The sequence below is a fragment of the Caballeronia sordidicola genome, assembly GCF_001544455.2.
Lineage (GTDB): Bacteria > Pseudomonadota > Gammaproteobacteria > Burkholderiales > Burkholderiaceae > Caballeronia > Caballeronia sordidicola.
On the sequence record NZ_FCOC02000011.1, the window covers coordinates 162912 to 187523 of the forward strand.

General features: G+C 61.9%; 19 protein-coding genes and 1 tRNA gene. 10 read left to right on the forward strand and 10 right to left on the reverse strand.

Annotation, left to right across the window (positions count from 1 at the left end; all coding sequences use genetic code 11):
- Positions 1-97 precede the first annotated feature (97 nt).
- Positions 98-922, reverse strand: a complete 825-nt coding sequence (locus AWB64_RS18485) for a helix-turn-helix transcriptional regulator (protein WP_374728632.1) — start codon at positions 920-922, stop codon at positions 98-100.
- A gap of 142 nt (positions 923-1064) precedes the next feature.
- On the opposite strand from AWB64_RS18485, the gene AWB64_RS18490 reads away from it, so the two are divergent.
- Entirely contained in the window at positions 1065-1817 is a 753-nt protein-coding gene (locus AWB64_RS18490) for a class I SAM-dependent methyltransferase (protein WP_060856872.1), read from the forward strand.
- A gap of 62 nt (positions 1818-1879) precedes the next feature.
- Here the strand turns inward: AWB64_RS18490 and ppc are convergent, their stop codons facing one another.
- Positions 1880-4864: a phosphoenolpyruvate carboxylase gene (gene ppc, locus AWB64_RS18495; RefSeq protein WP_060856873.1), complete on the reverse strand. Its 2985-nt coding sequence runs from the start codon at positions 4862-4864 to the stop codon at positions 1880-1882.
- Positions 4865-5210: 346 nt separating this feature from the next.
- Here ppc and hemC point away from each other — a divergent pair, with 346 nt between their 5' ends.
- Genes hemC through AWB64_RS18510 form a run of 3 tightly spaced genes read left to right on the forward strand, consistent with a single transcriptional unit; the run spans position 5211 to position 9624 of the window.
- Positions 5211-6230 carry a hydroxymethylbilane synthase gene (gene hemC, locus AWB64_RS18500; protein ID WP_060856874.1) on the forward strand — a complete coding sequence of 340 codons (1020 nt, stop codon included), beginning with the start codon at positions 5211-5213 and terminating at the stop codon, positions 6228-6230.
- Between the two features lie 44 nt (positions 6231-6274).
- Positions 6275-8431, forward strand: a complete 2157-nt coding sequence (hemDX, locus tag AWB64_RS18505; RefSeq protein WP_060856875.1) for a fused uroporphyrinogen-III synthase HemD/membrane protein HemX — start codon at positions 6275-6277, stop codon at positions 8429-8431.
- Positions 8431-9624, forward strand: coding sequence for a heme biosynthesis protein HemY (locus tag AWB64_RS18510; protein WP_060856876.1), 1194 nt, complete (start codon positions 8431-8433; stop codon positions 9622-9624). The genes hemDX and AWB64_RS18510 overlap by 1 nt, the downstream gene beginning before the upstream one ends.
- Positions 9625-9695: 71 nt before the next feature.
- On the opposite strand, the gene AWB64_RS18515 is transcribed toward AWB64_RS18510, so the two are convergent.
- The 6 genes from AWB64_RS18515 to trxB form a co-directional block, all read right to left on the reverse strand.
- The gene (locus AWB64_RS18515) at positions 9696-11198 is read right to left on the reverse strand and encodes a TolC family outer membrane protein (protein WP_060856877.1); all 1503 of its coding nucleotides are present in this window, start codon (positions 11196-11198) and stop codon (positions 9696-9698) included.
- A 41-nt stretch (positions 11199-11239) separates the two neighbouring features.
- Positions 11240-11563, reverse strand: coding sequence for a rhodanese-like domain-containing protein (locus AWB64_RS18520; RefSeq protein WP_060856878.1), 324 nt, complete (start codon positions 11561-11563; stop codon positions 11240-11242).
- A gap of 141 nt (positions 11564-11704) precedes the next feature.
- Positions 11705-12358 carry a protein-L-isoaspartate O-methyltransferase family protein gene (locus tag AWB64_RS18525; RefSeq protein WP_060856879.1) on the reverse strand — a complete coding sequence of 218 codons (654 nt, stop codon included), beginning with the start codon at positions 12356-12358 and terminating at the stop codon, positions 11705-11707.
- A gap of 219 nt (positions 12359-12577) precedes the next feature.
- A complete protein-coding gene (locus tag AWB64_RS18530; protein WP_060856922.1) occupies positions 12578-13198 on the reverse strand; it encodes a trimeric intracellular cation channel family protein in 621 nt (206 codons plus the stop codon).
- A gap of 2 nt (positions 13199-13200) precedes the next feature.
- Positions 13201-14028 (reverse strand): Smr/MutS family protein, encoded by an 828-nt coding sequence (locus AWB64_RS18535; protein ID WP_060856880.1) that lies wholly within the window; start codon positions 14026-14028, stop codon positions 13201-13203.
- A gap of 216 nt (positions 14029-14244) precedes the next feature.
- Positions 14245-15240 (reverse strand): thioredoxin-disulfide reductase, encoded by a 996-nt coding sequence (gene trxB, locus AWB64_RS18540; RefSeq protein ID WP_060856881.1) that lies wholly within the window; start codon positions 15238-15240, stop codon positions 14245-14247.
- A 342-nt stretch (positions 15241-15582) separates the two neighbouring features.
- Here trxB and AWB64_RS18545 point away from each other — a divergent pair, with 342 nt between their 5' ends.
- Together AWB64_RS18545 and lolA are read left to right on the forward strand one after the other, a co-directional pair.
- Positions 15583-17889: a DNA translocase FtsK gene (locus AWB64_RS18545; protein WP_060856923.1), complete on the forward strand. Its 2307-nt coding sequence runs from the start codon at positions 15583-15585 to the stop codon at positions 17887-17889.
- Between the two features lie 21 nt (positions 17890-17910).
- Positions 17911-18594, forward strand: coding sequence for an outer membrane lipoprotein chaperone LolA (gene lolA / locus AWB64_RS18550; protein ID WP_060856882.1), 684 nt, complete (start codon positions 17911-17913; stop codon positions 18592-18594).
- Between the two features lie 52 nt (positions 18595-18646).
- Here the strand turns inward: lolA and cytX are convergent, their stop codons facing one another.
- Positions 18647-19993 carry a putative hydroxymethylpyrimidine transporter CytX gene (cytX, locus tag AWB64_RS18555; RefSeq protein ID WP_060856883.1) on the reverse strand — a complete coding sequence of 449 codons (1347 nt, stop codon included), beginning with the start codon at positions 19991-19993 and terminating at the stop codon, positions 18647-18649.
- Positions 19994-20207: 214 nt separating this feature from the next.
- Between cytX and AWB64_RS18560 the strand changes: the two genes are divergently transcribed.
- The 3 genes from AWB64_RS18560 to AWB64_RS18570 all read left to right on the forward strand — a co-directional run bounded on the left by AWB64_RS18560 (position 20208) and on the right by AWB64_RS18570 (position 23209).
- Entirely contained in the window at positions 20208-21521 is a 1314-nt protein-coding gene (locus AWB64_RS18560) for a replication-associated recombination protein A (RefSeq protein WP_060856924.1), read from the forward strand.
- 167 nt (positions 21522-21688) lie between these two features.
- Positions 21689-22987 (forward strand): serine--tRNA ligase, encoded by a 1299-nt coding sequence (serS, locus tag AWB64_RS18565; RefSeq protein WP_060856884.1) that lies wholly within the window; start codon positions 21689-21691, stop codon positions 22985-22987.
- 132 nt (positions 22988-23119) lie between these two features.
- A tRNA-Ser gene (locus tag AWB64_RS18570) sits at positions 23120-23209 on the forward strand.
- 79 nt (positions 23210-23288) lie between these two features.
- Here the strand turns inward: AWB64_RS18570 and AWB64_RS31615 are convergent.
- Positions 23289-23657, reverse strand: a complete 369-nt coding sequence (locus tag AWB64_RS31615; protein ID WP_157766654.1) for a hypothetical protein — start codon at positions 23655-23657, stop codon at positions 23289-23291.
- A gap of 589 nt (positions 23658-24246) precedes the next feature.
- Between AWB64_RS31615 and AWB64_RS31620 the strand changes: the two genes are divergently transcribed.
- Positions 24247-24519, forward strand: coding sequence for a hypothetical protein (locus AWB64_RS31620; protein ID WP_157766655.1), 273 nt, complete (start codon positions 24247-24249; stop codon positions 24517-24519).
- The last annotated feature ends 93 nt before the right edge of the window (positions 24520-24612 follow it).

Genomic DNA, 24612 nt, shown 5'->3' on the forward strand with positions numbered 1-24612 from the left:
GCCGGGGAGAAGCGGCTTCGCCCGGTCCAATAGGCCGGGCATTTTTTTGGCGCCGGGCGCGCGAATCCGCGCTTGAAACTGCCCGGCAATCTCCTGCTTAAACGCCCACCAGCATCACCAGCTTCAAATCCTCCCGATGCGCGGGCTTGAACGTAATCTGGTCGTACACAAGGCGGCCGCGCGTGGGATGGTTGAATTCCCGCGTGCCGCCTTCGCGCTCGCCCACATCCTGAGACGCCCAGAAACGCGCGAACGCATCGCTTGCGGCGCTGAGTGAATCGATCAGCGCGCGTGTCGGGGCATCGTTCAGATGACGAATCGAGTCGGCCCGGAACTCGGCCACCAGCCGTCGCGCCCGCGTCTCCCAATCCACGATCAGACTTTGCGCTCCCACCCCGGTAAAGGTGAACGAAAGCAGGTTGCGATCCTGCTCGCCATCAAGCCAGCCGACAAACAATTGCGCCGCCTGCACATTCCACCGCAGCGCGTTCCATTGGCGGTCGAGCACGTAGGCGGGGGCATCGATCAATTCCACGGATTTCAATAGCGATAGAGGCGCGTCCTGCGCCGCCGGATCGGGCTCGGCGGGATCGCGCTGGGCGGCGAGTTCAAACAGATAGGCGCGCTCGGCGCGCGAAAGCTGCAATGCCACGGCGATGCGCGCGAGGGCATCGGCGGAAGCCGACACCGGCCGTCCCTGCTCGATCCACGTGTACCAGGTCGGACTCACGCCGCACAATTGCGCAACTTCCTCGCGACGCAAACCGGGCGTGCGGCGGCGCGGACCGGGCGGCAAGCCGACCGCCATTGGCGAAAGCCGCTCGCGATGCGCACGGATAAAGTCGCCCAGCGCGCGCGCCGGGGTGGCATCGAGCGGCGGTGCGGTATTGGCGTTAGGCACGGAAGGGGACGACAAGGTCATGAGCACACGTTGAAATAGTTTCAATCCGACGTTCGGGTACTTTGGATACCAGAATAACCGCACAACTTGTACCGGTACAAGGCGGCGCTTATTGTAGCGTTGCAGTCGCCGAGAAAACACCCACAAAAACCTGGAGTTACCCATGAAACATCACGATCAGGTCGCCGACGCCTTCGGCTCGACCGCCGCCGCGTACCTCACGAGCGCTGTTCACGCAACCGGCGCTGACCTGCAGGAACTGGCGCGCGAAGTCGCGGCGGTTCCTGACGCTGTCGTGCTCGACCTGGGCTGCGGCGCTGGTCACGTGAGTTTTGCGGTCGCGCCGCACGCCAAAAACGTGGTGGCGTATGACATTGCGGAGCAGATGCTGGCGACCGTTGCCGCGGCGGCGAAAGATCGCGGGCTGGCGAACATCGCGACGCAACGAGGCCGCGCCGAGCGCCTGCCTTTTCCCGACGCCACCTTCGACCGCGTGTTGAGCCGCATGAGCGCTCATCATTGGCACGATGTGCCCGCCGCGCTCAAGGAAGTGCGGCGCGTGCTGAAACCGGGCGGCCGCGTGGTGTTCGTGGACATCGCGGGCGCGGATCATCCGTTACTCGATACCCATATCCAGGCCGTCGAAGTGCTGCGCGATGGCTCGCATATCCGGGATTATCGAGGCGACGAATGGCTGGCTTTATTCGGGCAGGCGGGATTCAAGGCTGAGATTCGCAGCCGCTGGCGCCTGCCGCTTGAATTCGATACATGGGTCGCGAGAATGCGCACGCCGCCGGAACGGGTGACGGCGATTCGTTCGCTGTGGAAAAACGCGCCCGACGAAGTGCGCCAGTATTTCGCGGTTCAGGACGATGGTTCGTTTGAACTGGATGCGCTGATGCTGGAAGCGGAGTGACGAAAAAGCCGGGTGGGATTCGAAACCGCCCGGCTTTGCATGGGACAAACCCGCCCCAGGAATCACCCCGTGTTACGCAACCCCGCCGCAATCCCGTTAATGGTCAAATGAATCCCGCGCCCCAGCCGCACGTTGTCATCGCCCGCGCGGTGCCGCTTGAGCAATTCCACCTGCAAGTGATTCAGCGGGTCCAGATACGGGAACCGGTTCTTGATCGAGCGCGCGAGCAGCGGGTTATTCGCGAGCCGTTCGCTGTGCCCCGTGATCTCCGACAACACGTTCGACGTCCGGTCCCATTCCGCCACGATCCGGCCGAACACGTGCTTGCGAAGCTTTTTATCGGTGACGAGCTGGGCATAGCGCGATGCCACCGCAATGTCGGTCTTCGCCAGCACCATGTCCATGTTCGAGAGCAGGTTCGCGAAAAACGGCCAGGTCTTGTGCATCTTCTTGAGCGTGGCGAGCCGCTTGTTGCGCTCGGCGGCGTCGGGCGCGGTATCTAGAAAATCCGTCACCGCGCTGCCAAAGCCATACCACCCGGTAAGAAGCAGACGGCATTGGCCCCACGAAAAGCCCCAGGGAATGGCACGCAGATCCTCGATCTTGCGTTGCTTCGGATCCTGGATTTTCCGCGATGCCGGCCGGCTGCCAATGTTCAGTTCGGCAATCTCTGAAATCGGCGTGGATTCGAAAAAGTATTCCTTGAACCCCGGCGTCTCGTACACGAGCGCGCGATACGCGGCCATCGCCGAATCGGACAGCGTCTGCATGATCGCTTCGAACGCGGGCAACTGGGCGGGCGTGTTTTCGTGCGGCAAAAGCGATGCCTCGAGCGTGGCCGCAACCACAAGCTCCAGATTACGACGCCCGATTTCCGGATTGCCGAACTTGCTGGCAATCACTTCGCCTTGCTCGGTCGTGCGGATCTGGCCATCGACGGTACCCGGCGGCTGCGACAAGATCGCCTGATACGTCGGACCACCGCCGCGCCCGACCGTGCCTCCGCGGCCATGAAAGAGCCGCAGCGTGGTCTTGTGCTGCCTGAACAACGCAACCAGCGCCAGTTCCGCCCGATACAACTCCCAGTTCGACGTAAGAAAACCGCCGTCCTTGTTGCTGTCGGAATAACCCAGCATGACTTCCTGCTCGCCGCCTTGCAGTTCGACCAGTTTGCTCACGCCCGGCAGCGCAAAAAAATCGCCCATGATATGCGGCGCGTTGCGCAGGTCGGCGATGGTTTCGAACAGCGGAATCACCATCAGGCCGTTGTGCGCCGGATCCTTGGCATGGCCAAGACGCCCTTGCAGCAAACCAGTTTCCTTCTGCAGCAACATGACTTCCAGCAAGTCGCTGACGGTTTCCGTGTGCGAAATGATGTAGTTGCGCACGGCCCGCGTGCCGAATTTCTCGCGCGTCACGCGCGCCGCTTCCAGCACGCCGAGTTCACTCCGGGCGAGGTCCGAATAATCGAAATAGGGCAGCCGCAGCGGTCGCGGCTGGGCCAGTTCGTTGAGCAGCAACGCAATCTTGTCGGCTTCGGGCAGCGCGGCGTAATCGTCCTGAACGCCCGCGCGCGCCAGCAATTCTGCAATCACCGCTTCATGAATGTCCGAACTCTGACGCAAGTCGATACTCGCCAGATGGAAGCCGAACACTTCCGCCGCGCGCGCCAAAGGTGACAGGCGCGGCGCCGACAAATACTCGCCATGATGCGCGGCGAGCGACTCGATCAGCACGTTGAGATCGGCGGCAAATTCCGTCGCCGATGCATACGGTTTCGCCGGATGACGGCTGCGCGCCGTAACCACGCCCGCGCCCAGACGCTCGTCGGCAGAAGCGACGAGCCGGGCATACACGCCAATCAACGCGCGCCGGTAGGGTTCGTCGGTACGATGCGGCGACGAATCCGGGGAGGCATCGGCGAGTTTCTTGAGCGCGTCGCTCGCGCCGGCCAGCAAGTTCGACACCGATAATTCCGCGCCGAGCTTATGCACCTGCTCCAGATAGTGTTCGAAGATCACCGTGGCCTGGCGCGTGATGGCGTGGACAAGCGTGGGCGCGGTGACGTTCGGATTGCCGTCGCGATCCCCGCCAATCCAGCTTCCCATCTGCAGGAACGCTGGCAACCGCGCGGGCAGGCCGTGCTCGGCGAGCGCGGCTTCTATGTCGGCGTAAAGCGCAGGAATTTCCTCGAGGAATGTCGCGCGGTAATACGACAGCGCGTTCTCGATTTCATCGGCAACGCTCAGGCGGGCGTCGCGCAACATCCGCGTTTGCCAAAGCGACGTGACGCGGGCGCGCAGCATCGATTCGTTGTGCGCACGTTCGCGCGCGGTCAGTTCCTGGTCGCGTTCGGCAAGCAGCCGCGCGACCTCGTGCTGCGCGTCGAGAATGCTCTTGCGCGAAACTTCGGTCGGGTGAGCGGTCAGGACGGGCACGATCAGGGCATCGTCGAAGAACTTCTGCAGCGTGGCCTTGGCCGTTGACGCATTCGGCGCCGCCTTCAACCGCTCGATTGCATACGCCATGGTGCCGGCTTGCGGCGCGGAGCCCGCGAGCGCGTGGATTCGCCGGCGCCGGTTGTGATGCCGGTCTTCCGCGATATTCGCCAGATGCGAAAAATAGCTGAACGCGCGCACGACGCTCACCGTCTGTTCGGGTGAAAGCGATTTCAGACGCTTGTCCAGCGCCTGCGAGGCCTCGCTGTCTTCCTCGCGACGAAACTTGACTGCCGTCTGACGAATCGATTCGACGACATCGAACACTTTGTCGCCTTCCTGCTCGCGCACCACGTCGCCGAGCAGGCGGCCGAGATAGCGGATGTCTTCGAAGAGCGGCAAGTCCTTGTCGTCGCGCGTGCGCGATGCGGTTTTGGGCGCGCCAGAGCCGCCAGTCGCAAGGGGCTTCCTGACGGCGGCAGCACGTGTTTTCGAAGCTTTGGCGACGGACGGTACATCGGCCGCGATGGCCTTGACGGACGAACCTTCATCCTTCGATACCGCATTGCGGCGGGGGCGGGCAGTGCGCGCCGATCCGGGAGACGTCACGTTGAATTCCTCTTGTTAGCCAACTTTAAAGCCACAGACTGAATATGGAAGCGTGCGGACGGGCGCATGAAACGACGTCCGGGTGCTCCGCCAAGCTGCTCTTGCAGTGTTACTGGGCGTTGCGGCTGAAGCTCGAGAAATCCAGGGCGATCAGCGGTATCAGCACCCGGGAATGCGTGCTTCGACCATGATGCGTGCCGCATGCCGCGGCGTGTGCCCTGCTGTCTCCGTCCTGCCGCATCGCTCCGGGCCCCTCAGTCGCGCCAGCGCGGCTCGGACTGTAATTGGGCTGTGGCGTGCGTGCTACCATTGTTTGTTATCCATCCCGTCATTCGATTGACCCGCAATGAACTCCGAGACGCCTTCCACGCCACCGCCCCGTACCTTGGTCATCGCCTCGCGGGAGAGCCGTCTAGCCATATGGCAGGCAGAGCACGTGCAGTTTGCGCTGCACAAATTATATCCATCTTGCGACGTCAAAATCCTCGGATTGACGACTCGCGGCGATCAGATTCTCGACCGGACCTTATCGAAGGTCGGCGGTAAAGGGCTCTTCGTCAAGGAACTCGAAGCGGCGCTCGCCGACGGCCGCGCGGACCTCGCCGTGCATTCGCTGAAAGACGTGCCCATGGAACTGCCCGACGGCTTCACGCTCAGCACCATCCTCGAACGCGAAGATCCCCGCGACGCCTTCGTCTCGTCGCATTTCGCGTCGCTTGGCGATTTGCCTCACGGCAGCATAGTGGGAACCTCGAGCCTGCGCCGCGAAGCCATGCTGCGCATGCATTTTCCTCATCTCGACGTGCGCCCGCTGCGCGGCAATCTTGATACCCGTTTGGCCAAGCTTGATCGCGGCGATTATGCAGCAATCATTCTTGCTGCAGCCGGTCTGATCCGGCTCGGGCTTGAAGCGCGGATTCGCGCGTATTTGTCGCCGGAAACGAGTTTGCCGGCGGCGGGACAAGGCGCGCTTGGCATCGAGATTCGCGCGGGCCGTGAAGACCTCGCGGCGTGGCTTGCGCCCTTGCATCATGCGGCCACCGCTGCGGCGGTCGAAGCGGAGCGCATGGTCTCGCGCTCGCTCGGCGGCAGTTGCGAAGTGCCGCTTGCCGCCTACGCCGAATGGCGCGGCGGCGCGCTGCACTTGCGCGGGTGTGTATCGACGGTCGATGGAACACGCGTACTTCGCGCCGAGGGCTCGGCGAACGGCGGTGACGCCGGTGCCGATGTTGACGTTCAAGCCGCGCTCGACCTCGGCGCCCGCGTTTCGGCGGAACTCGAAGCGCAAGGCGCAATGGACATCGTCCGCGAGCTGAGCACGGCGAGCGGCGCGCGCATTCCTCCTGCTGCTTCGCCCGTCGACTGATGGCGAGCGCTCACGATTCGACGCAATCACCGGGCGAGGGGACAATGCGGCAGTCGACCGTTGTCATCACGCGTCCGTCCGGCCAATCCATTGCATTAATCGCGATGCTCGAACGCGCCGGTTTCGCGCCGTTCGAGTTTCCGCTCATCGACATAGGCCCGGCCGCCGATACCGCCCCGCTTCAAGCCGCGCTGGGCGAGCTTTACGCGCCTGCCGAACTCGGATTCGCGCTCGTTGTATTTGTGTCGCCGAACGCGATTCAGCACGCGTTTGCCGCGCTGAGTGCGCCGTGGCCCACGCACGTTGCGCTTGGCGTGGTCGGACCCGGAAGCGTTGCCGCGCTCGCGCGCCAGGGTATCGCTGCGCCGGCCTATACGGTCATCAGTCCGGGCGCCGACGCCACGATCACCGAAACGCCGACCGATCCCCGCTACGATTCCGAGGCGCTGTACGCGGCGATCATGTCGCATTTCGGTCCCGATGGCCTCAAGAACAAACGTGTGCTGATAGTACGTGGCGACGGCGGCCGCGAATGGCTCGCGGATACGCTTGTTGATGCGGGCGCGAACGTGGAGAAAGTGGCGGCTTACACGCGCATCGTGCCGGAACCGTCCATGCGCGACTGGGAGCGCATTCACGAACTGCTGTCGGGCGAGCCGCACGCGTGGCTGCTCACCAGTTCGGAAGGCGTGCGCAACCTCGAAGAACTGGCTCGCGAATATCTCACCGCCGACGAAACCCTGACGCTCAAGCACGTGCCGCTTGTCACGCCGCATCCGCGTATTGCCGAAGCCGCGCGGCAGGCGGGTTTTGATAGGATTACGGTGTCCGGCGCCGGCGACGAACGCATCGTGCAGGCGTTCAGTGCGCTCTTGAACCCGGCTTCAGTCCCGGACGCAAAGGTTTCTGAGCGCCAGGAACAGGGATACGCGGCCTCGGCGGCAACGCCACCCGGCCAGTCCGGTCAAAAAATCAACCCGGAGTCCGCGCCGACGGATTCCAGGCCGGCCTCCGCGCCGGCTCACCAACCGGCTCAATCACGCATGACTGATTCGATCGATTCCAGCAAGGCTGCTTCTAAACCTGATCCTAAATCCGATCCCAAGTCCGCCGCGTCGGCGGCGCCGTCGAATCCGCCCAATACGCCGTTCACGCCGTATGAATCGCAGCCGCCTAAGCAGCGGCGCGGCGGCGCGGGCACGGCGCTGCTCTGGCTCGTGCTCGTGATCATCGTGGTGGTGGCGGGCGTGGGTGGTTTCATGCTCAACCGCAAGTTCGATCAACGGGATGCGCAACTCGCGCAGCGCATGCAGGCCAACGACGCGCAAACTGCCGCACTGCGCGCGCAAGCCGATCAGGCCGCCAGTTCGGTCAACGCCATCAACACGCAGATCATCCAGTTCCAGGGCAAGCTCACGGACGCACAGGCGCAAAGCCAGGCGCTGCAACAGCAATATCAGGATCTCGCGAGCAATCGCGACGACTGGACGCTCGCCGAAGTCGAGCAGATCCTGTCGAGCGCCAGCCAGCAATTGCAACTCACCGGCAACGTTCAGCTTGCACTCTTCGCGCTCCAAAGCGCCGACACGCGTCTTGCCGCGACCACGGGGCCGCAGATAGTGACGATCCGCAAGGCCATTGCGCAGGACATGGACAAGCTGCACGCCACGCCGTCCACCGATCTGACCGGCCTTGCCATCAAGCTCGATACCGCCATCGACCAGATCGACCGTCTGCCGCTCGCTGGTGAAGCGGCCATCGTGCCCGCGACCGCACACGCCGATACCCCCGGCGACAGCGCCGCCATTGCCGCCGCGACCAACCAGCCGCGCTGGAAGGTGTGGCTGCAGCAGCTAGCGGGCGGCATTGGGCAGCAGTTGTCGAGCCTGGTGTCGGTGCGGCGAATCGATAACGCCGACGCCATGCTCGCCTCGCCGGATCAAGGCTATTTCGTGCGCGAAAACGTGAAGCTGCGCTTATTGTCGGCGCGCTTGTCACTGTTGTCGCGCAGCGAACCTGCGCTCAAGTCAGACCTGAACGCCGCCGATACCGCGCTCGGCCGATACTTCGACGCGTCGTCGGGCAAGGTCAAGTCGGTGCGCGATCTGATCAAGCAGGTCAACGACGCATCCACCGCCGTGGCCGTGCCCGACCTGAACGCGAGTCTCGCGGCGGTCCACCAGTTCAAGCGAGGCGGATGATGACAATGCGCGGACTGATCTGGTTTGTGCTCCTGTTCGCGGCCGCCGCGGCGCTGGCGCTGGTCGGCGTGTTCGACGGCGGCCAGGTGCTGCTCGTGATCCCGCCGTATCGGGTCGATGTATCGCTGAACCTGTTCGTAGTGGCGCTGGTGGTGACGTTCATCGTGCTGTACGCGGTGCTGCGCGCCATCCGCAGCGTGTGGAAAATGCCGCAGCGCGTGTCGGCGTATCGCATGCGCTCGAGGCTTGCAAAGGCAAATGCGTCCTTGCGCGATGCGATCGGCCACTTGTACGCAGGACGTTTCTCGAAAGCGGAAAAGTCCGCGCGCGATTCTCTCTCCGTCGATGAAAACGTCGGCGCCGCCGGGTTGATCGGTGCAAAAGCCGCACACGAAATGCACGAGTACGCGCGCCGCGACGAGTGGCTCGCGAAGGTGACGGGCAGCGACTGGCAGGATGCGCGCTTGATGGCCACGGCAGACATGCGTGCCGACGGCCGCGACGCCGACGGCGCGCTCGTTGCACTGACCGAAATGCAGGCGCAGGGCGGCCGCCGGTTGCACGCGCAGCAGATCGCGTTGCGTGCGCAGCAGCAGTTGAAGAACTGGGGCGAAGTGCTGAAACTGGTCAAGACGCTGGAAAAACGCGAGGCGCTGCATCCGGCGGTCGCGGTGCGTTTGCGTCAGGTCGCCGCCGAGAATTTGCTGCGCGATCGCCGGCACAATCCGGATGCGCTGCTTGAGTTCTGGCAGTCGTTGTCTCCGGTCGAACGGCAGTCGCCGCGTCTGGCCGATCTTGCCGCCGAATTGCTGATCGCGCTGGACCGTCGCAACGACGCACGCAAGATTGTCGAGGAAGCGCTGAACCACAATTGGGACGCGCGTTTGCTGCGCCGGTATCCGGATTGCGCGTCTCCGGGCGACGCATTGCCGCTGATCCAGCGTGCCGAAGCGTGGCAGAAGGAGCGCACGGAAGACGCCGACCTGCTGTTCACGCTCGGCCGTTTGTGCCTGCATCAGCAGTTATGGGGCAAGGCGCAGGCATTCCTGGAATCGGCCTTGAAACTCGCCGATAATGAACCGCTCAAGATCCGCACGCATCGCGCGCTTGCCCGCTTGCACGAACAACTCGGCGATAGCGAAAAGGCGAGCCAGCATTATCGTGAGAGCGCGCTGGCGATGAACGTGGTCTGAGTTTTTGACGCTTCGAATAAACGCGAGCTCCTTCGTGCACGAAGGCTCGCGGTTTTTTTATTGCTTGCGGGTTATTGAGGCAGGGAACGCCGGCCAGTTGCCGGATTCGCCGTGCGCGGATGCGGCACGGCTGGCACCACAGGCAGCGCTGTGAGCGCGGTGTCGTCGGTCGGAGAGAGCAGCGAGTTCAGCGAAAGCACGTCGCTGTCGGTGAGACTTGCTGTGGACGCCTTCAATTTCAGCGAATTGATCAGCGTGTCGTAACGCGCTTTTGCGAGATCGCGGCGTGCCGAAAAAAGCTGATCCTGCGCGTTGAGCACGTCGATATTGATGCGCACGCCGACCTGATACCCAAGCAAGTTCGACTCAAGCGACGTACGCGCCGACCGTTCGGCGGTTTCGAGCGCGCGAACCTGAGCAAGTCCGCTCGATACCCCCAAAAATGCCTGTCGCGCCGATAACGCAGCCGAGCGCCGGGCTTGGTCCAGGTCGGCTTGCGACTTGTCTTCGAGCGCGAGCGTTTGCCGCACGCGGCTTTGCGTCGCGCCGCCCTCATAAAGCGGAATGGTGAGCTGAACGCCGACCGTTGCGTTGCTGTAGTAAGCGCCAAAATTGCCCAGTTCGGCCGCCGCCGCCGGGATGCCCGGACCAATGGTGCCCGCGCCGCTGCCAAAACCGCCGCCGAAATTTCCGCCGAAGTTGCCCGCGCCCGCAGCGCCCAGACTGCTCTTGGAATAGCTCGCGACAAGATCGAGCGACGGATAGTGACCGGCTTTCGCCTTCAATGTCTCACGCTGAGCATTCGATACAGCCAGTTGCTTGAGCACGACGTCATAGTTGGCATCGCGCGCGGCGTCAACCCACTGCTGCATGTCGGCGGGAACGGGCGGCGGCAGCGTCACGCCGCGAGCAAGGCCGTCCACGCGCGTCACCGGATGCCCGACGATCTGCTCCAGCGCAGCCAGTTTCACATCGAGATCGTTCTGCGCGGCAATCTCCTGCGAGACAGCCTGATCGTATTTGGCCTGGGCTTCGTTGGTATCGGTGATGGTGGCGCTGCCGGCGTCGAAGGAATGTTTCGCCGATTCGAGCTGCTGCGCAATCGATGCCTTCTGCGAGCGCACGATCGCGAGACTATCCTGGGCCGAAAGCGCGTCGAAGTAAGCCTGCCCGAGCCGCACGATCAAATCCTGACGCGCGGCCGCGAACTGCGCCTGAGCCGATGTCAGCGCGATCTGGCCTTGCTGGTAGCCCTGCCAGCTTGCGACGTTGATGAGCGGTTGAGTCAGCGAAACAACAAAGCCGTTGCTGTTGCCGTTCGATGCCGGAAAACCGCCGCCGAACTCGGTGCGCTGCTCATTGGCGGACAACGATGCCGACAGTTGCGGCAACAGTTTTGCCCGCGCCTGCGGCAGCTGTTCACTGTCGGCGGTGAGACTGGCGCGCGCGCCTTGAAGCTGCGCGTCCGTGTTGAGCGCTTCGTCGTAGAGCTGGTCGAGACCGACTGCCATTGCGGGCAAGCACGCCAGCCCGGCGCTGAGGCTGGACAGCGCCAGCGCGAACATCGGCCGCATGGAGATTCCGTGGTGACTAAAAAGGCTGAAGGAACGGCGAATCAGTACGTTGGCACGGCCGGATCGACTTGCTTCGACCATGCATCGATACCGCCGAACAGGTTGAACACCTGCGTAAAGCCGCGAGACTCCAGGAACATGCCCACTTGCGCGCTGCGGGCGCCGTGATGGCAGATGCAGACGATCTGCGCTTCGTCGTCCAGTTCTTCACTGCGGGCAGGAATGTCGCGCATCGGAATGGCGACAACGTTGGCCAGCCGGGCCGTTTCAAGTTCCCACGGTTCGCGGACGTCGAGCAGGACAGGAGCGGGGCGCGATGAATCGGCGAGCCATTCGGCCAGTTCGGGTGCGGACAGATTTTGCATGGGATTCCGGTGAAAAGGGCAAGCAGTCGGAGAGCAGGTCAGCTCGCCTGTGCCGCCGGCACAAACGTGTCACGTAAGGTTTAGCAAGTTAAGGCATGGGACCGGGAGCGCGTGCATTCATAAAACGCGCTCCCGGACAACTCAGAACTTGAAGCGCGAAGGTTGCACCGCGTTCTTGAGCGGCGCGATCAGCGTTTCAAAGATATCGGCCACGCGGAATTGCTTTTCGTCAACACGCGTGATGATCTGCGCTTTCATGACCGGCGCGCCGCCAACGAACGCCGCCAGCCGGCCGCCGATCTTCAGTTGATCGAGAAATTCCTGCGGCATGACCGGCAAACCGCCCGACACGCAAATGATGTCGTAGGTCTCGCCCTGGTTCCAGCCGCGTGCGCCATCGCCCAGCGCAACCTGTACATTCGACACACCGTTGGCCGCCAGATTGTCTTCGGCGAGCTTGGCGAGTTCCGGTTCAATCTCAACGGTTGTCACCGAGCGGCCGCGCGCGGCGAGCAGCGCTGCCATGTAGCCCGAACCCGCGCCGATTTCGAGCACGATCTCATGCTTTTTCACAGCCAGCTCTTGCAATACACGCGCTTCGACGCGTGGAAACAGCATGTGCTGGCCAGCCGGCAGCGGAATCTCGAGATCCGCGAACGCAATGTTGCGATACGCAGCGGGGACGAAATTTTCACGCTTGACGATCGACAGCAGGTTCAGGACGTCCTGGTCCAGCACATCCCAGGGGCGGATTTGCTGTTCGATCATGTTGAAACGCGCTTGCTCGATGTTCATGTTCAGTCTGCGGGTCGATCGACCGTTGAGGGTGGAGTTGACTTGGTGACGTACGCAATGACACCGCGTAATGCCGTGCTTATTTCTGCGCTTATTACTGTAAGTAAGCCGAAAATCGAAGTTGGATTGTAGCAAATCAACAAGTGCTGGACGTTGCGGCGGCAAGCGTTAGCCATTTGGGCGACGTTCAAGCGCGAGTTGAATCCGGCTTTAAAGCCCTCAATGCGGCAGCCGTACGTCCAGCACCAGCGTCACGAGCCTTGCAACAAGAATGAACCCGGTCGAAAGCAGCACGTTGTAGACGCCCAGCACGCCCATGGAATCGAGCCCGAGATACAGCCAGCAACCGGCGAACGCGCATACGGCATAAGGCCGAGAGTCGCGCAGGATCAGCGGAACTTCGTTGCACAGCACGTCCCGTATAATGCCGCCGAAAACGCCCGTCACCACGCCCATCAAGGCCGCGGTGAATGCGGGCATTTGCGCATCGAGTGCGATCGACGTGCCCGAAATGCTGAACAAACCAAGGCCGATTGCGTCCGCGACCAGCAATGCCCGCTGATCGAACAGGCGGGTCGTCAGGCGCAGGAACATGGGCGCCGTGAGCGCCAACGCGAAAATAACGATCACATAATCCTGGTGCTCGACCCAGTAAAACGGCCGGCGCGAGAGCAGGACATCGCGCACGGTCCCGCCGCCAAATGCCGTCGCGAGCGCGACCAGAAAGGCGCCGACCGCGTCCAGCCGGCGTTTTCTCGCTTCGATCAACCCCGATATTGCATACGCGAAGATTGCGAGTCCCTCCATGATGGCGATTGCCAGGGTAAGCCGGGGATGCACCTTCAAGGCCTCTTTCGCTGATCGCGATGACTGCGGGCGTCCCGGTCTTGCGGATGTCCATGATGATGCGGCGAGCCGGCCGGCTTCAGCAGCACAAGTACGGCGCCCGCGCCGCCATCGTGCGGCCGCGCCTGGCAAAACGCGATCACTTCCTCTTTCTGCACGAGCCACGCGCGAACCTTGCCTTTGAGCACCGGTTCGCGGCCGATCGAACCCAGTCCCTTGCCGTGAATCACGCGCAGGCAGCGCAGGCCGCGTTTCGCCGATTCCCGGATGAACTCCGACAACGCCTTGCGCGCTTCCTCGCGCCGCATGCCATGCAGGTCGAGCTGCGCCTGCACGATCCACGCGCCGCGCCGGAGCTTTCTCACCACCTCCTCACGAACGCCGTGGCGGCAATAGGAGAGTGAGTCGTCGGTATCGAGCAGGCTTTCGGGATCGTATTCGTCGGAGAGCGCCTCGTGCAGCACTGCTTCTTCGTCAAGGCGCGTCTGCAGCGGCAAGGGCGAAGGCGGCACGCGCGGCAGCGTCATGCGGGGCGGCGCCTTCAGCGGCTCGACTTCGCCGATAGCACGGCGGAACACGTCGGCGTCGGCGAGTGCTTCGCGCTCCGCCGCCATTGCGGCCTTGCGCTGGGACTTGCGCACCGCCGCCTGCGCCTCAAGCGATTCGCGCAGCGCGCCGAGCCCGGCGAGACCATCGCGTTTGAGCGCTGCCGACAGTTCTTCTTGTGTCGGCGGCGCTTTTCTCGATGCCGCGGCTGCGCCCGGCGCGATCTCGCGCGGGCGCTTGGGCCGGGGTTCGTTCGGATGGGGCAGGTTCTTGGGCATTGGAAGGCAGAAGAAAATGCGCGGCGGCGCCTTGGTTCACGGCGCTTTCCGGAAAGCCTTTTTAACATGGGAGCGCGGGAAAAGGACGCGCATGAAGATGCGTCCACGCGATTTTTGCCGCGCCTGAAACGGAAACGCCGGTCGATTCCAAAGGATCGCGACCGGCGTTTGACCATATCTGATGCTTCAAACCTCTAGCGCAACAGTTCCCGCGGCTTATCTCTCGGCTTCGGCGCTCATCGACCGGACGGCGGGGTTCTCGTGGATGCTTTCAAGATAGCGCTGCGCGTCGAGCGCGGCCATGCAGCCCGTTCCGGCGCTCGTAATGGCCTGGCGATAAATGTGATCCTGCACGTCACCAGCGGCAAACACGCCGTCTATGCTCGTGCCCGTCGCATTGCCCTGCAGGCCGCCGTTCGTGATGATGTAGCCGTTCTTCATTTCCAGTTGGCCCGCGAACAGGTCCGTGTTCGGCTTGTGGCCGATCGCGACGAACACGCCTTGCAGCGGCACTTCGCTGACCGTGCCTGTTTCCGTGCACTTGATCTGCAGGCCGGTCACGCCGCTTGCGTCGCCCTTGACTTCGTCGAGGACGTGATTCCACTTGATATCCACCACGCCTTCTTTTTCCTTCGCGAGCAGGCGGTCGATCAGGATCGGCTCGGCGCGGAATTTGTCCCGGCGATGAACCACCGTCACTTTCTTCGCGATACCCGCCAGATACAGCGCTTCTTCCACGGCTGTATTGCCGCCGCCGATCACGGCCACTTCGCCGTTCTTGTAGAAGAATCCGTCGCAGGTGGCGCACGCCGACACGCCCTTGCCCATGAACGCTTCTTCCGAAGGCACGCCCAGATATTGCGCCGATGCACCCGTCGCGATGATCAGCGAGTCGCACGTGTACTCGCCCGAGTCGCCGATCAGGCGGATTGGCCGTTCGGTCAGCTTGGCAGTGTGGATGTGATCGAACACAATTTCCGTGTTGAAACGCTCGGCATGTTCCAGCATGCGCTGCATCAGTTCCGGACCTTGCACGCCCAACGGATCGCCGGGCCAGTTCTCCACGTCGGTCGTGGTCATGAGCTGACCGCCTTGCGCCAGACCCGTGATGAGCAAGGGCGACAGGTTGGCGCGCGCCGCGTAGACAGCGGCGGAATAGCCAGCAGGACCGGAGCCGAGAATCAGCACTTTTGCGTGTTTGGGCGAAGACATGAGAGCAATCCGTTTGGTTAGGGCCAAACCGCCGGGCGATCAGACGGTTTATTTCGCAGAAGGCGCGGGCGGCCAGGAAAACCGTGCCGGCGGCGCACTAATGCCGTTGACCTGTATTTAGGTGCGAGTTCGCCATTATAAAGAGTGTCAACAAGCGCCGCCGAGTGATCCTTTCAATGGCGGCCATAGGGTGCGCTGGCACGTCCGGCGTGTAACGCGGCTGTTACAGGGTGAAACCGTGGTCCATTTTTGCTCGATCATCGCAACGCAGCGTTTACAATGCGTCCTTAACCCTGTCGGCTCGCCGTGAGATTCATGGTGGGCCAAAAGCCTTACGGATCAATGGCAAAAGCTACCTATTCTGCGAGTGCGCAGGCGTTGCCTCACCGCATGTCGCGCCTTTTTACCGAGATTCGATGGATCCTGCAGGTCGCGCTCGGCGTGTTCCTGCTCATGGCGCTCGTGAGCTACAGCCGCCACGATCCAAGCTGGACCCACGCCGCGCAAGTTGACCAGATCGCCAACTGGGCGGGGCGGGTGGGCGCGTGGACGGCGGACATCCTTCTGCTGCTCTTCGGCCTTTCCGCATATTGGTGGGTCGTGCTGCTCGCGCGGCGGATCATCGCAAATTACCGGCGGATCACCAATCACGAGACGCCGGCCGAGCAACCGCTGAAAGACCGCACGTGGCTTGCCGAGGCCTTCGCTTTCGTGCTGGTGCTGCTGGCAAGCGACGGTATTGAAGCGTTGCGCATGTGGTCGCTCAAGGTGCAGGTGCCGCGCGCGCCGGGCGGCGTGGTCGGCGAGGCCGTGGCGCATGCCGTTTCCCACGCGTTCGGCTTTACCGGCGCGACGCTGATCCTGTTGATTGCTCTGGCCATCGGCTTGTCGCTCTATTTCAACTTCTCCTGGCTTTCCGTCTGCGAAAAAACCGGCGACGGCATCATGGCCACCATTACGGGCGCAAGACTGCGCCGCGAAGCAGGGCGTGACCGCAAGCTCGGCGAAGCGGCGGCCGAAAAACGCGAAGGCAAGGTGGTACGGGGCCGCGTCAAGATTGAAGAGCAGGAACCGGTCATGATCGTGCCGCCGGCCGCGCCAGTGAAGTCGGCGCGGGTGGAAAAGGAAAAGCAGGTGCCGCTTTTCACCGATCTTCCCGGCGACTCCACGCTGCCGCCGCTGGCATTGCTCGACGCCGCGCCCGAAGTCAAGGAGACCATTTCCGCCGATACGCTCGAATACACGTCCCGCCTGATCGAGAAAAAACTCAAGGACTTCGGCGTGGAAGTGGCCGTGGTCGCCGCGTATCCGGGACCGGTCGTGACGCGTTACGAAATCGAACCTGCCACGGGCGTCAAAGGGTCGCAGATCGTGGGGCTGGCAAAGGATCTGGCGCGCTCGCTTTCGCTGGTTTCCATCCGCGTGGTCGAGACGATTCCGGGCAAGAATTTCATGGCGCTGGAGTTGCCGAACCAGCGCCGCCAGACCGTGCGTCTGTCCGAGATTCTCGGCTCGCAAGTTTATGCCGATGCCGCTTCGCCTTTGACCATGGGTCTCGGCAAGGATATTGGCGGAAAGCCGGTGTGCGCGGATCTCGCGAAAATGCCGCACTTGCTGGTGGCCGGCACGACCGGCTCGGGCAAATCGGTGGGTATCAACGCGATGATCCTGTCGCTGTTGTATAAGGCCACGGCCGACGAAGTGCGCATGATCCTCATCGATCCGAAGATGCTTGAAATGAGCGTCTACGAAGGCATTCCGCATCTGCTCTGCCCAGTTGTCACCGACATGCGGCAGGCCGGTCACGCGCTGAACTGGGCCGTGGCCGAGATGGAACGCCGTTACAAGCTGATGAGCAAGATGGGCGTGCGTAATCTCGCAGGCTTCAACAACAAGATCGACGAAGCCGCGAAGCGCGACGAGAAGATTCCCAACCCGTTCAGCCTGACGCCGGATGAACCCGAACCGCTGAACCGCTTGCCGACCATCGTGGTCGTGATCGACGAACTGGCCGACCTGATGATGGTTGTCGGCAAGAAGGTGGAAGAACTGATTGCCCGCATTGCGCAGAAGGCGCGCGCGGCCGGCATTCACCTGATTCTCGCCACGCAGCGGCCATCGGTGGACGTGATTACCGGCTTGATCAAGGCGAACGTGCCTACGCGCATGGCGTTCCAGGTGTCATCGAAGATCGACTCGCGGACCATTCTCGACCAGCAGGGCGCCGAGTCGCTGCTCGGCATGGGCGACATGCTTTATCTGCCGCCAGGTTCCGGCTTGCCGGTGCGCGTGCATGGCGCGTTTGTATCGGACGAAGAAGTGCACCGCGTGGTGAACAAGCTGAAGGAGCAGGGCGAGCCGAATTACATTGAGGGCATTCTTGAGGGCGGCGTGGCCGGGGACGGTGAAGAAGGCGCGCCGGGCGCGTCCGGTGGCGGCGACGGCGAAGCCGATCCGCTCTACGATCAGGCCGTCGAGATTGTGATCAAGAACAAGCGCGCATCCATCTCGCTCGTGCAGCGGCACCTGCGGATCGGTTATAACCGTGCAGCGCGGTTGCTCGAGCAAATGGAGAATTCGGGCCTGGTTTCAAGCATGTCTTCGAACGGCAATCGCGAAATTCTCACGCCCGCGCGTGAAGCAGAATAGGTTTCTGGAGGTTTCATTCATATGCAGTCAGTGTTCAGCAAGTCGTTTCATCGCGTGATTCAAGCAGGGGTTTTGAGTGCGTCAATGCTGCTTGCATCGCAGGCATTCGCAAGCGGCACCGAGCAGTTGAAGGCGTTTGTCGCGCAGGTCCATGCGGCGCACGGCACCTTTGTCCAGCGTGAGGTGAAGGCGCCGAGCAAGGCGGCTTCCGCCACGGCCACGCAGAACGCCGCGCCGAAAACATCGGGCACGGCGAGCGGCACGTTCACGTTCGCGCGGCCGGGGAAGTTCATCTGGTCGTATGAGAAGCCGTATGCGCAAGTGCTCCAGGCTGACGGCGACAAGCTCTATGTCTATGACAAGGACCTGAACCAGGTCACCGTGCGCGAGTTGGGCAATGCGCTGGGCGCGAGTCCCGCCGCGATCCTTTTTGGCAGCAATGATCTCGACAAGAATTTCACCCTGCGCGATGCAGGCGTGAAGGATGGCATCGACTGGCTGGAATTGACGCCGAAAGCGCAGGATACGCAGTTCCAGCAGGTGGGTATCGGCTTCAGGAACGGCAATCTCGAAGCCATGGAATTGCACGACGTATTCGGTAACGTGACCTTGCTGACGTTCTCGAATATCGAGAAGAACCCGCCGCTGAGAAACGATCAGTTCAAGTTCGTGGTGCCGAAGGGCGCCGATGTAATCAACGGTTGATCGCGGTTCAGGAAGCGAGGCGTTTGCAGCCTCGCTTGCAGTTGCACGGCGCTCAAGTCGCCGATGATCCGCTTTCCTGCCGCCGTCCCGCACCCGAAACCAGTGCCAGATAAGCCAGCGCGCCAATCACCAGCGCCGGCAGCGTGGCGCCGAGATTCGGCAGCCATTGGTTGATCGCGTGATAAGCCGCAATCCCGAGCGCCCATGCAACAAACGCGCTCACATGCCAGCCGGCCGAGAACGCGTACGGGCCGTGCCGATCGGTCAGCGCGGCGACCGCCACGCGACGTTTGCGCACAATGAAATGGTCCGCGAGCACCACGCCGAATAGCGGCGCAAAGACCGAGCCGATCAGCAGCAGGAAATTCTGGTACTTGCCCATCTGCACGAGCAGCGCGATCAGCGTGCACAACGCGCCGAATCCCGCCGATAACAACGGCACGCTCGCCTTCGCCCAAAACGTGCCGGTGGACACGGCGGCCGAATGGATATCGGCGAAGGCGTTGTCGATTTCATCGATGAGGATCAGCAGCAGCGCAATCCCGCCCGCGGCCTGCGCAAACGCCACAGTGAGCAATGCATCGCCGCCGCCCGCCGCGAGGCCGTAGAACGCGCCGAGCGCATAGAACCAGATATTCGCAATGCCGTAGCCGAACAGCGTGCCTCGAAACGTGCCGCCCGCGCTGCGGCCGAATCGCGTGTAATCCGCTATCAGCGGCAGCCATGAAAGCGGCATCGCGACAACCAGGTCGATACCCGCGCCGAACGGCATTTCGCCGGTGCCCGGCCGGTTCATCAGCGCGCCAATGTCCTGTTTCGACAGCAGGTTCCACGTGAGCCACCCCGCGCCGCCGAGCAGCAGCCACATGCCCCACGTGCGCAAGAAGCGGCGGACAAAGGACAGCGGGCCGGTGATCGCGAGAACCGCCGCCAGCAGGCCGAAAATCAGCGTCCAGATAAGCGGCATGGAGACGCCAAAGGACTGCTTGGCGAGGGCATCGGCGGAATCGCGCATCACGATGATTTCGAACGAACCCCAGCCCACGAGCTGCACCGCGTTGAGCACGGCGGGGACGGACGCGCCGCGAAGCCCGAGCGTGGGGCGCAGCGACGACATGGCGGCGAGCCCCGTGTCCGTGCCGACTACGCCGGCAAGCGCGAGCAACACTACGCCGATCACGGTGCCGAGCACGATGGCCACGAGCGCATGGGGCAAGGACATGCCCGGCACGAGCAGCGCGCCAGCCTGAGCCACCAGCAAGCCGATACCAAGCGAAAACCACAACGCGAAGGCATCCGATGTCCCGAACGCGCGGCGCGCGGCCGGAACGGGCAGCAGGGGAGCGTAAGTCGAGGCGCTGGTTTCGGTGGCGGTGTCGGTAGTGTTCTCTTGTGCCATTCGGATTTCGTCCTTATTTGCGAAGTTTGGGCCGGCTCGTGCGTGTTTTTATCGAAGAGAAACCGGGCGGGCGGCAACTGTCATAATCGACTATCGCAGCATTTTGAAGCAGCGCCGGCGTTTGTCTTGGAAAAGCGCACGAATTATCGCTGGCTTCGCGCTTGTTGCACCATTGCTGCATTCCCAGACTTATCCGGAAAATCCCAATCGCGCCATGTTCGAAGAAAACCGTGCCAATGTTCCCCTCGCCGAGCGTTTGCGTCCTCGTACCATTGACGAGGTGATCGGCCAGAAACATCTGTTGGGTCCCAACAAGCCGCTGCGCGTCGCATTCGAATCCGGCGAGGCGCATTCCATGATCCTCTGGGGGCCGCCCGGCGTGGGCAAGACCACGCTCGCGCGCTTGATGGCCGCCGCGTTTCATGCCGAGTTCATCTCGTTGTCGGCGGTGTTGTCGGGCGTGAAGGACATTCGCGAGGCCGTTGAACTCGCGCAGATTCATCGGGCGAACGGGCATCAGACGCTGGTTTTCGTGGACGAGGTGCATCGGTTCAACAAAAGCCAGCAGGACGCGTTCTTGCCGCACGTCGAGTCCGGGTTGTTCGTGTTCGTGGGCGCGACGACCGAGAATCCATCGTTCGAAGTCAACAGCGCGTTGTTGTCGCGGGCGGCGGTTTATGTGCTGAAGAGCCTGGATGAAAGCGAACTCGACGAATTGCTGGAGCGCGCGCAGGGCGAACTCGGCGGCCTGACGTTTTCCGATGACGCCCGCGCGGCGCTGATCGGCTCCGCCGATGGCGACGGCCGCAAGCTCCTCAACAATCTGGAAATCGTGGCGCGGGCGGCCGCGCAGCACAAGTCGACGCATATCGACGGCGAATTGCTCGGCAGCGCGCTGACTGAGAATCTGCGGCGCTTCGACAAAGGCGGCGATGCGTTCTACGACCAGATCAGCGCCTTGCACAAATCGGTTCGCGGCAGCAATCCGGACGCGACGCTTTACTGGTTTTGCAGAATGCTCGATGGCGGCGCCGATCCGCGCTATCTCGCGCGGCGAATCGTCCGGATGGCCTGGGAAGATATCGGTCTCGCCGATCCACGCGCTGGCCGCATCGCGCTCGACGCCGCCGAGACCTATGAGCGGCTTGGCACGCCGGAAGGCGAGCTCGCGCTGGCGCAGGCGCTGATCTATCTGGCGGTCGCGCCGAAGTCCAACGCTGGCTACAAGGCTTATAACGAGGCGCGGCGGTTTGTCGGCAAGGATCAGTCGCGCGGCGTGCCGGTTCATTTGCGCAACGCGCCGACCCGGCTGATGAAGGAGCTTGGATACGGCCATGAGTATCGATACGCGCACGACGAACCCGATGCCTTCGCGGCAGGTGAGACCTATTTGCCGGATGGCATGCGCGACCCGCACTGGTACGAGCCGACGCCGCGCGGGCTGGAAGGCAAGATCGGAGAAAAGATGGCGCGTCTCGCGGAACTCGACGCGCAATGGCGGCGCGAGCACAAGGGCGACAAAAAGTAGCGTATCGACGTTTCTCGGTTGACGCTGAATGCGTGGATCGATGCAAATCGATGCAGCAATTGCGGGTTTCGGCAGGCCAGACGGCTAACGCGTCCAAACCACGTCAACACGCATGGCGTGCTGCGTTAAAATCGCGGATTCGCATATTTGGAAGAACCGGCCCCGCCATGCTCGACATTCAACTCCTGCGCAAAGATCCAGACGCTGTCGCCAAGCGTCTGGCCCAACGCGGCTACACACTCGACGTCGCGGCATTCGCGGCACTGGAAGCGGAGCGCCGCGAAATCCAGACCCGCACTGAAGAACTGCAAATGCGCCGCAATACGCTGTCCAAGCAGATCGGCGCAATGAAAGGACGCGGCGAAGACACAGCGGCCGTCATGGCGGAAGTGGGGGGTATCGGCGAAACCATGAAGGCTTCGGCGGCGCAGCTTGAAGAGATTCAGAAGCGGCTGTCCGACCTCATGCTCGGCGTGCCCAATTTGCCGCACGAAAGCGTGCCTGTTGGCAACGACGAAGCCGGAAACGTGGAAGCGCGCCGCTGGGGTACGCCGCGTTCATTCGATTTTGAAGTGAAGGATCATGTTGATGTGGGTGCGCCGCTCGGGCTCGACTTCGAAACGGGCGCAAAGCTTTCGGGCGCGCGTTTCACCTTGCTGCGCGGGCAGATTGCGCGTCTGCATCGCGCGCTTGCACAGTTCATGATCGACACGCATACCGAGCAGCACGGTTATACGGAGGCGTACACGCCGTATATCGTGAATCCGGAAATCTTGGTGGGCACGGGCCAGTTGCCCAAGTTTGCCGATGACATGTTCCGTGTCGAAAAGGGCGGCGAGGAAAACACGGTCACCCAATACCTGATTTCGACCTCTGAAATTTCGCTGACGAACACGGTGCGGGAAAGCATCCTGGAAGCCTCGGCGTTGCCGGTCAAGCTCACCGCGCACTCACCGTGCTTTCGGTCCGAAGCCGGTTCGTACGGGCGCGATACGCGCGGTCTGATCCGTCAGCATCAATTCGATAAAGTCGAGATGGTGCAGGTCGTTTCGCCGGAAAAGTCGTATGACACGCTCGACGAAATGGTCGGCCACGCTGAAACCATCCTGCAGAAGCTCGAATTACCGTATCGCGTGATCACGCTGTGTACGGGCGACATGGGTTTTTCGGCATCGAAGACCTTCGACCTGGAGGTCTGGTTGCCGGCGCAGAACACGTATCGCGAGATATCGAGTTGCTCGAACACTGAAGCGTTCCAGGCGCGGCGCATGCAGGCGCGGTTTCGCAATGCGCAGGGCAAACCGGAGTTTGTCCATACGCTGAACGGTTCGGGCTTGGCGGTTGGCCGGACGCTTGTCGCGGTGCTGGAGAATTATCAGAATGCAGACGGATCGGTGACGGTTCCGGTAGCGTTGCGGCCGTACTTGCGTGGCGTCGAGAAACTGGCAGTGCCGGCATCGGAATAAGACGTGTCTGTTGTAACAGACTTACGAAAAGGGGCTTGGAAACCGGATTGGACTCGTCTATAATCTTTCTCTCGCTGGACATCGACCCGTTTAGCGAGAGCCGCTGCAAGCAGTGATGCGGCTGCAATAACTGGAAAGGTGGCAGAGTGGTCGAATGCGCTGGACTCGAAATCCAGTGTACCTTTAGGGGTACCGTGAGTTCGAATCTCACCCTTTCCGCCAAATTAAAAACACCCGCTGATCGCTAGATCAGCGGGTGTTTTGCTTTGTGGTCCGAAGTCGTAGCGCGGGTTGGCGCGTTTCAGCACTTCGGCAGCCGGCCTTCTATATCGGAGATGGTTTTTCCGTCCTGATTCCGGCCAATCGAACTGCGGCTCAGATTATTCGACGTCCGGCACGCCCAGTTGTCCGGCTTTTCGATACTTGGTACTGGCCGGTTCGCCCAGTCGTCAGCGCCTGAAGCTGGTTTGGGCTCGGACGCGCCGTCCAGTGCCCCTGTGATTGATGGCGCCCGATAAACGTGCGCCGGGAGGATCGACAAGGACACCGGGTTATCGGGCATGGGCACGGCAGGATCTGTAGCTTGTGCGTATGCCACATGACTTAGCGCATGGGCAATCAAGCCGGTCGCAAGCAGGCTTTTTCGAACAATAAAAGAGATTTGTTTCATGCGCTAATTCCGCTAATGGCAACTGTATGCCGCGAGCCCGGATGTATATCAGCAGTTGCGTGCGTTAAGGCGTCGTCAATTTCTCTGTACTTGGAATAGTCACGTCATCATTTCTTTAATCTGAATAACTTGATTTAGGCGTCTCTCCAGTACTCGCGAATGCACGGATAAATAATAGCGCGAAAATTCGTTGAGACCTTGTCATGCGCGGCTGAACAAGGTGTCGGTGATTCAATCGCCGGTTTCGTTGCGAAATCAAGTTGCGACCTTGCACGCCTTGACGCAACTGGGGTTTCGCCACATGCGTCCACGCACGCTGGCGTTCGTATCGATATAAATTGTGAAGCAAACTTAATAACGATAGCGTCACCCTTGGCGTGCATTTTTGCTTCTGATAATGACTAACCGAAAAGCCCCGGTGAATCAGATTTCACCGCGGCTTTTTATTCTTCAAAATGCTTATCAAGTTGTACATCGTGCAATATTGAAGCGCATTTCCGGTTCCGGTAATCCGCTGTAGTCTCGCTCCGATTTCTGTACTTTTACGGTTGACCCATACTGCGACGGTGTCAACGTCACCAGCCACGCGTTGGGCCCGACCACGAGTTCCGAGGCGCCGCCCGATTTCGACGTGGACAAGGCCGGAAGCCGGTCTTCAAGGCAATTGAAGATGTCCGGCGGCGCGCGCCTCGACGACACGAATATCACCGGGTTCGAAGCACGAAGTTCGGGACCGCTCGTGGAACTGCATGCGGTGAGCGCGAGTCCCGCGAACAAGGCCACCGGCAACGGGCACCATAAAGTAATCGAAAGAGCAAACGAAACAGCGCGACTTGAGGGCATTGGCGAAAGGCGTAGTTAAAACAAGACGCAAATAGAGCGTAAACCGCTCCGGGAAACAAGCCTGAATCACGAGAAACGCGGTGCCGTGTGGCTGCGCGGCGATGCGGAAAGC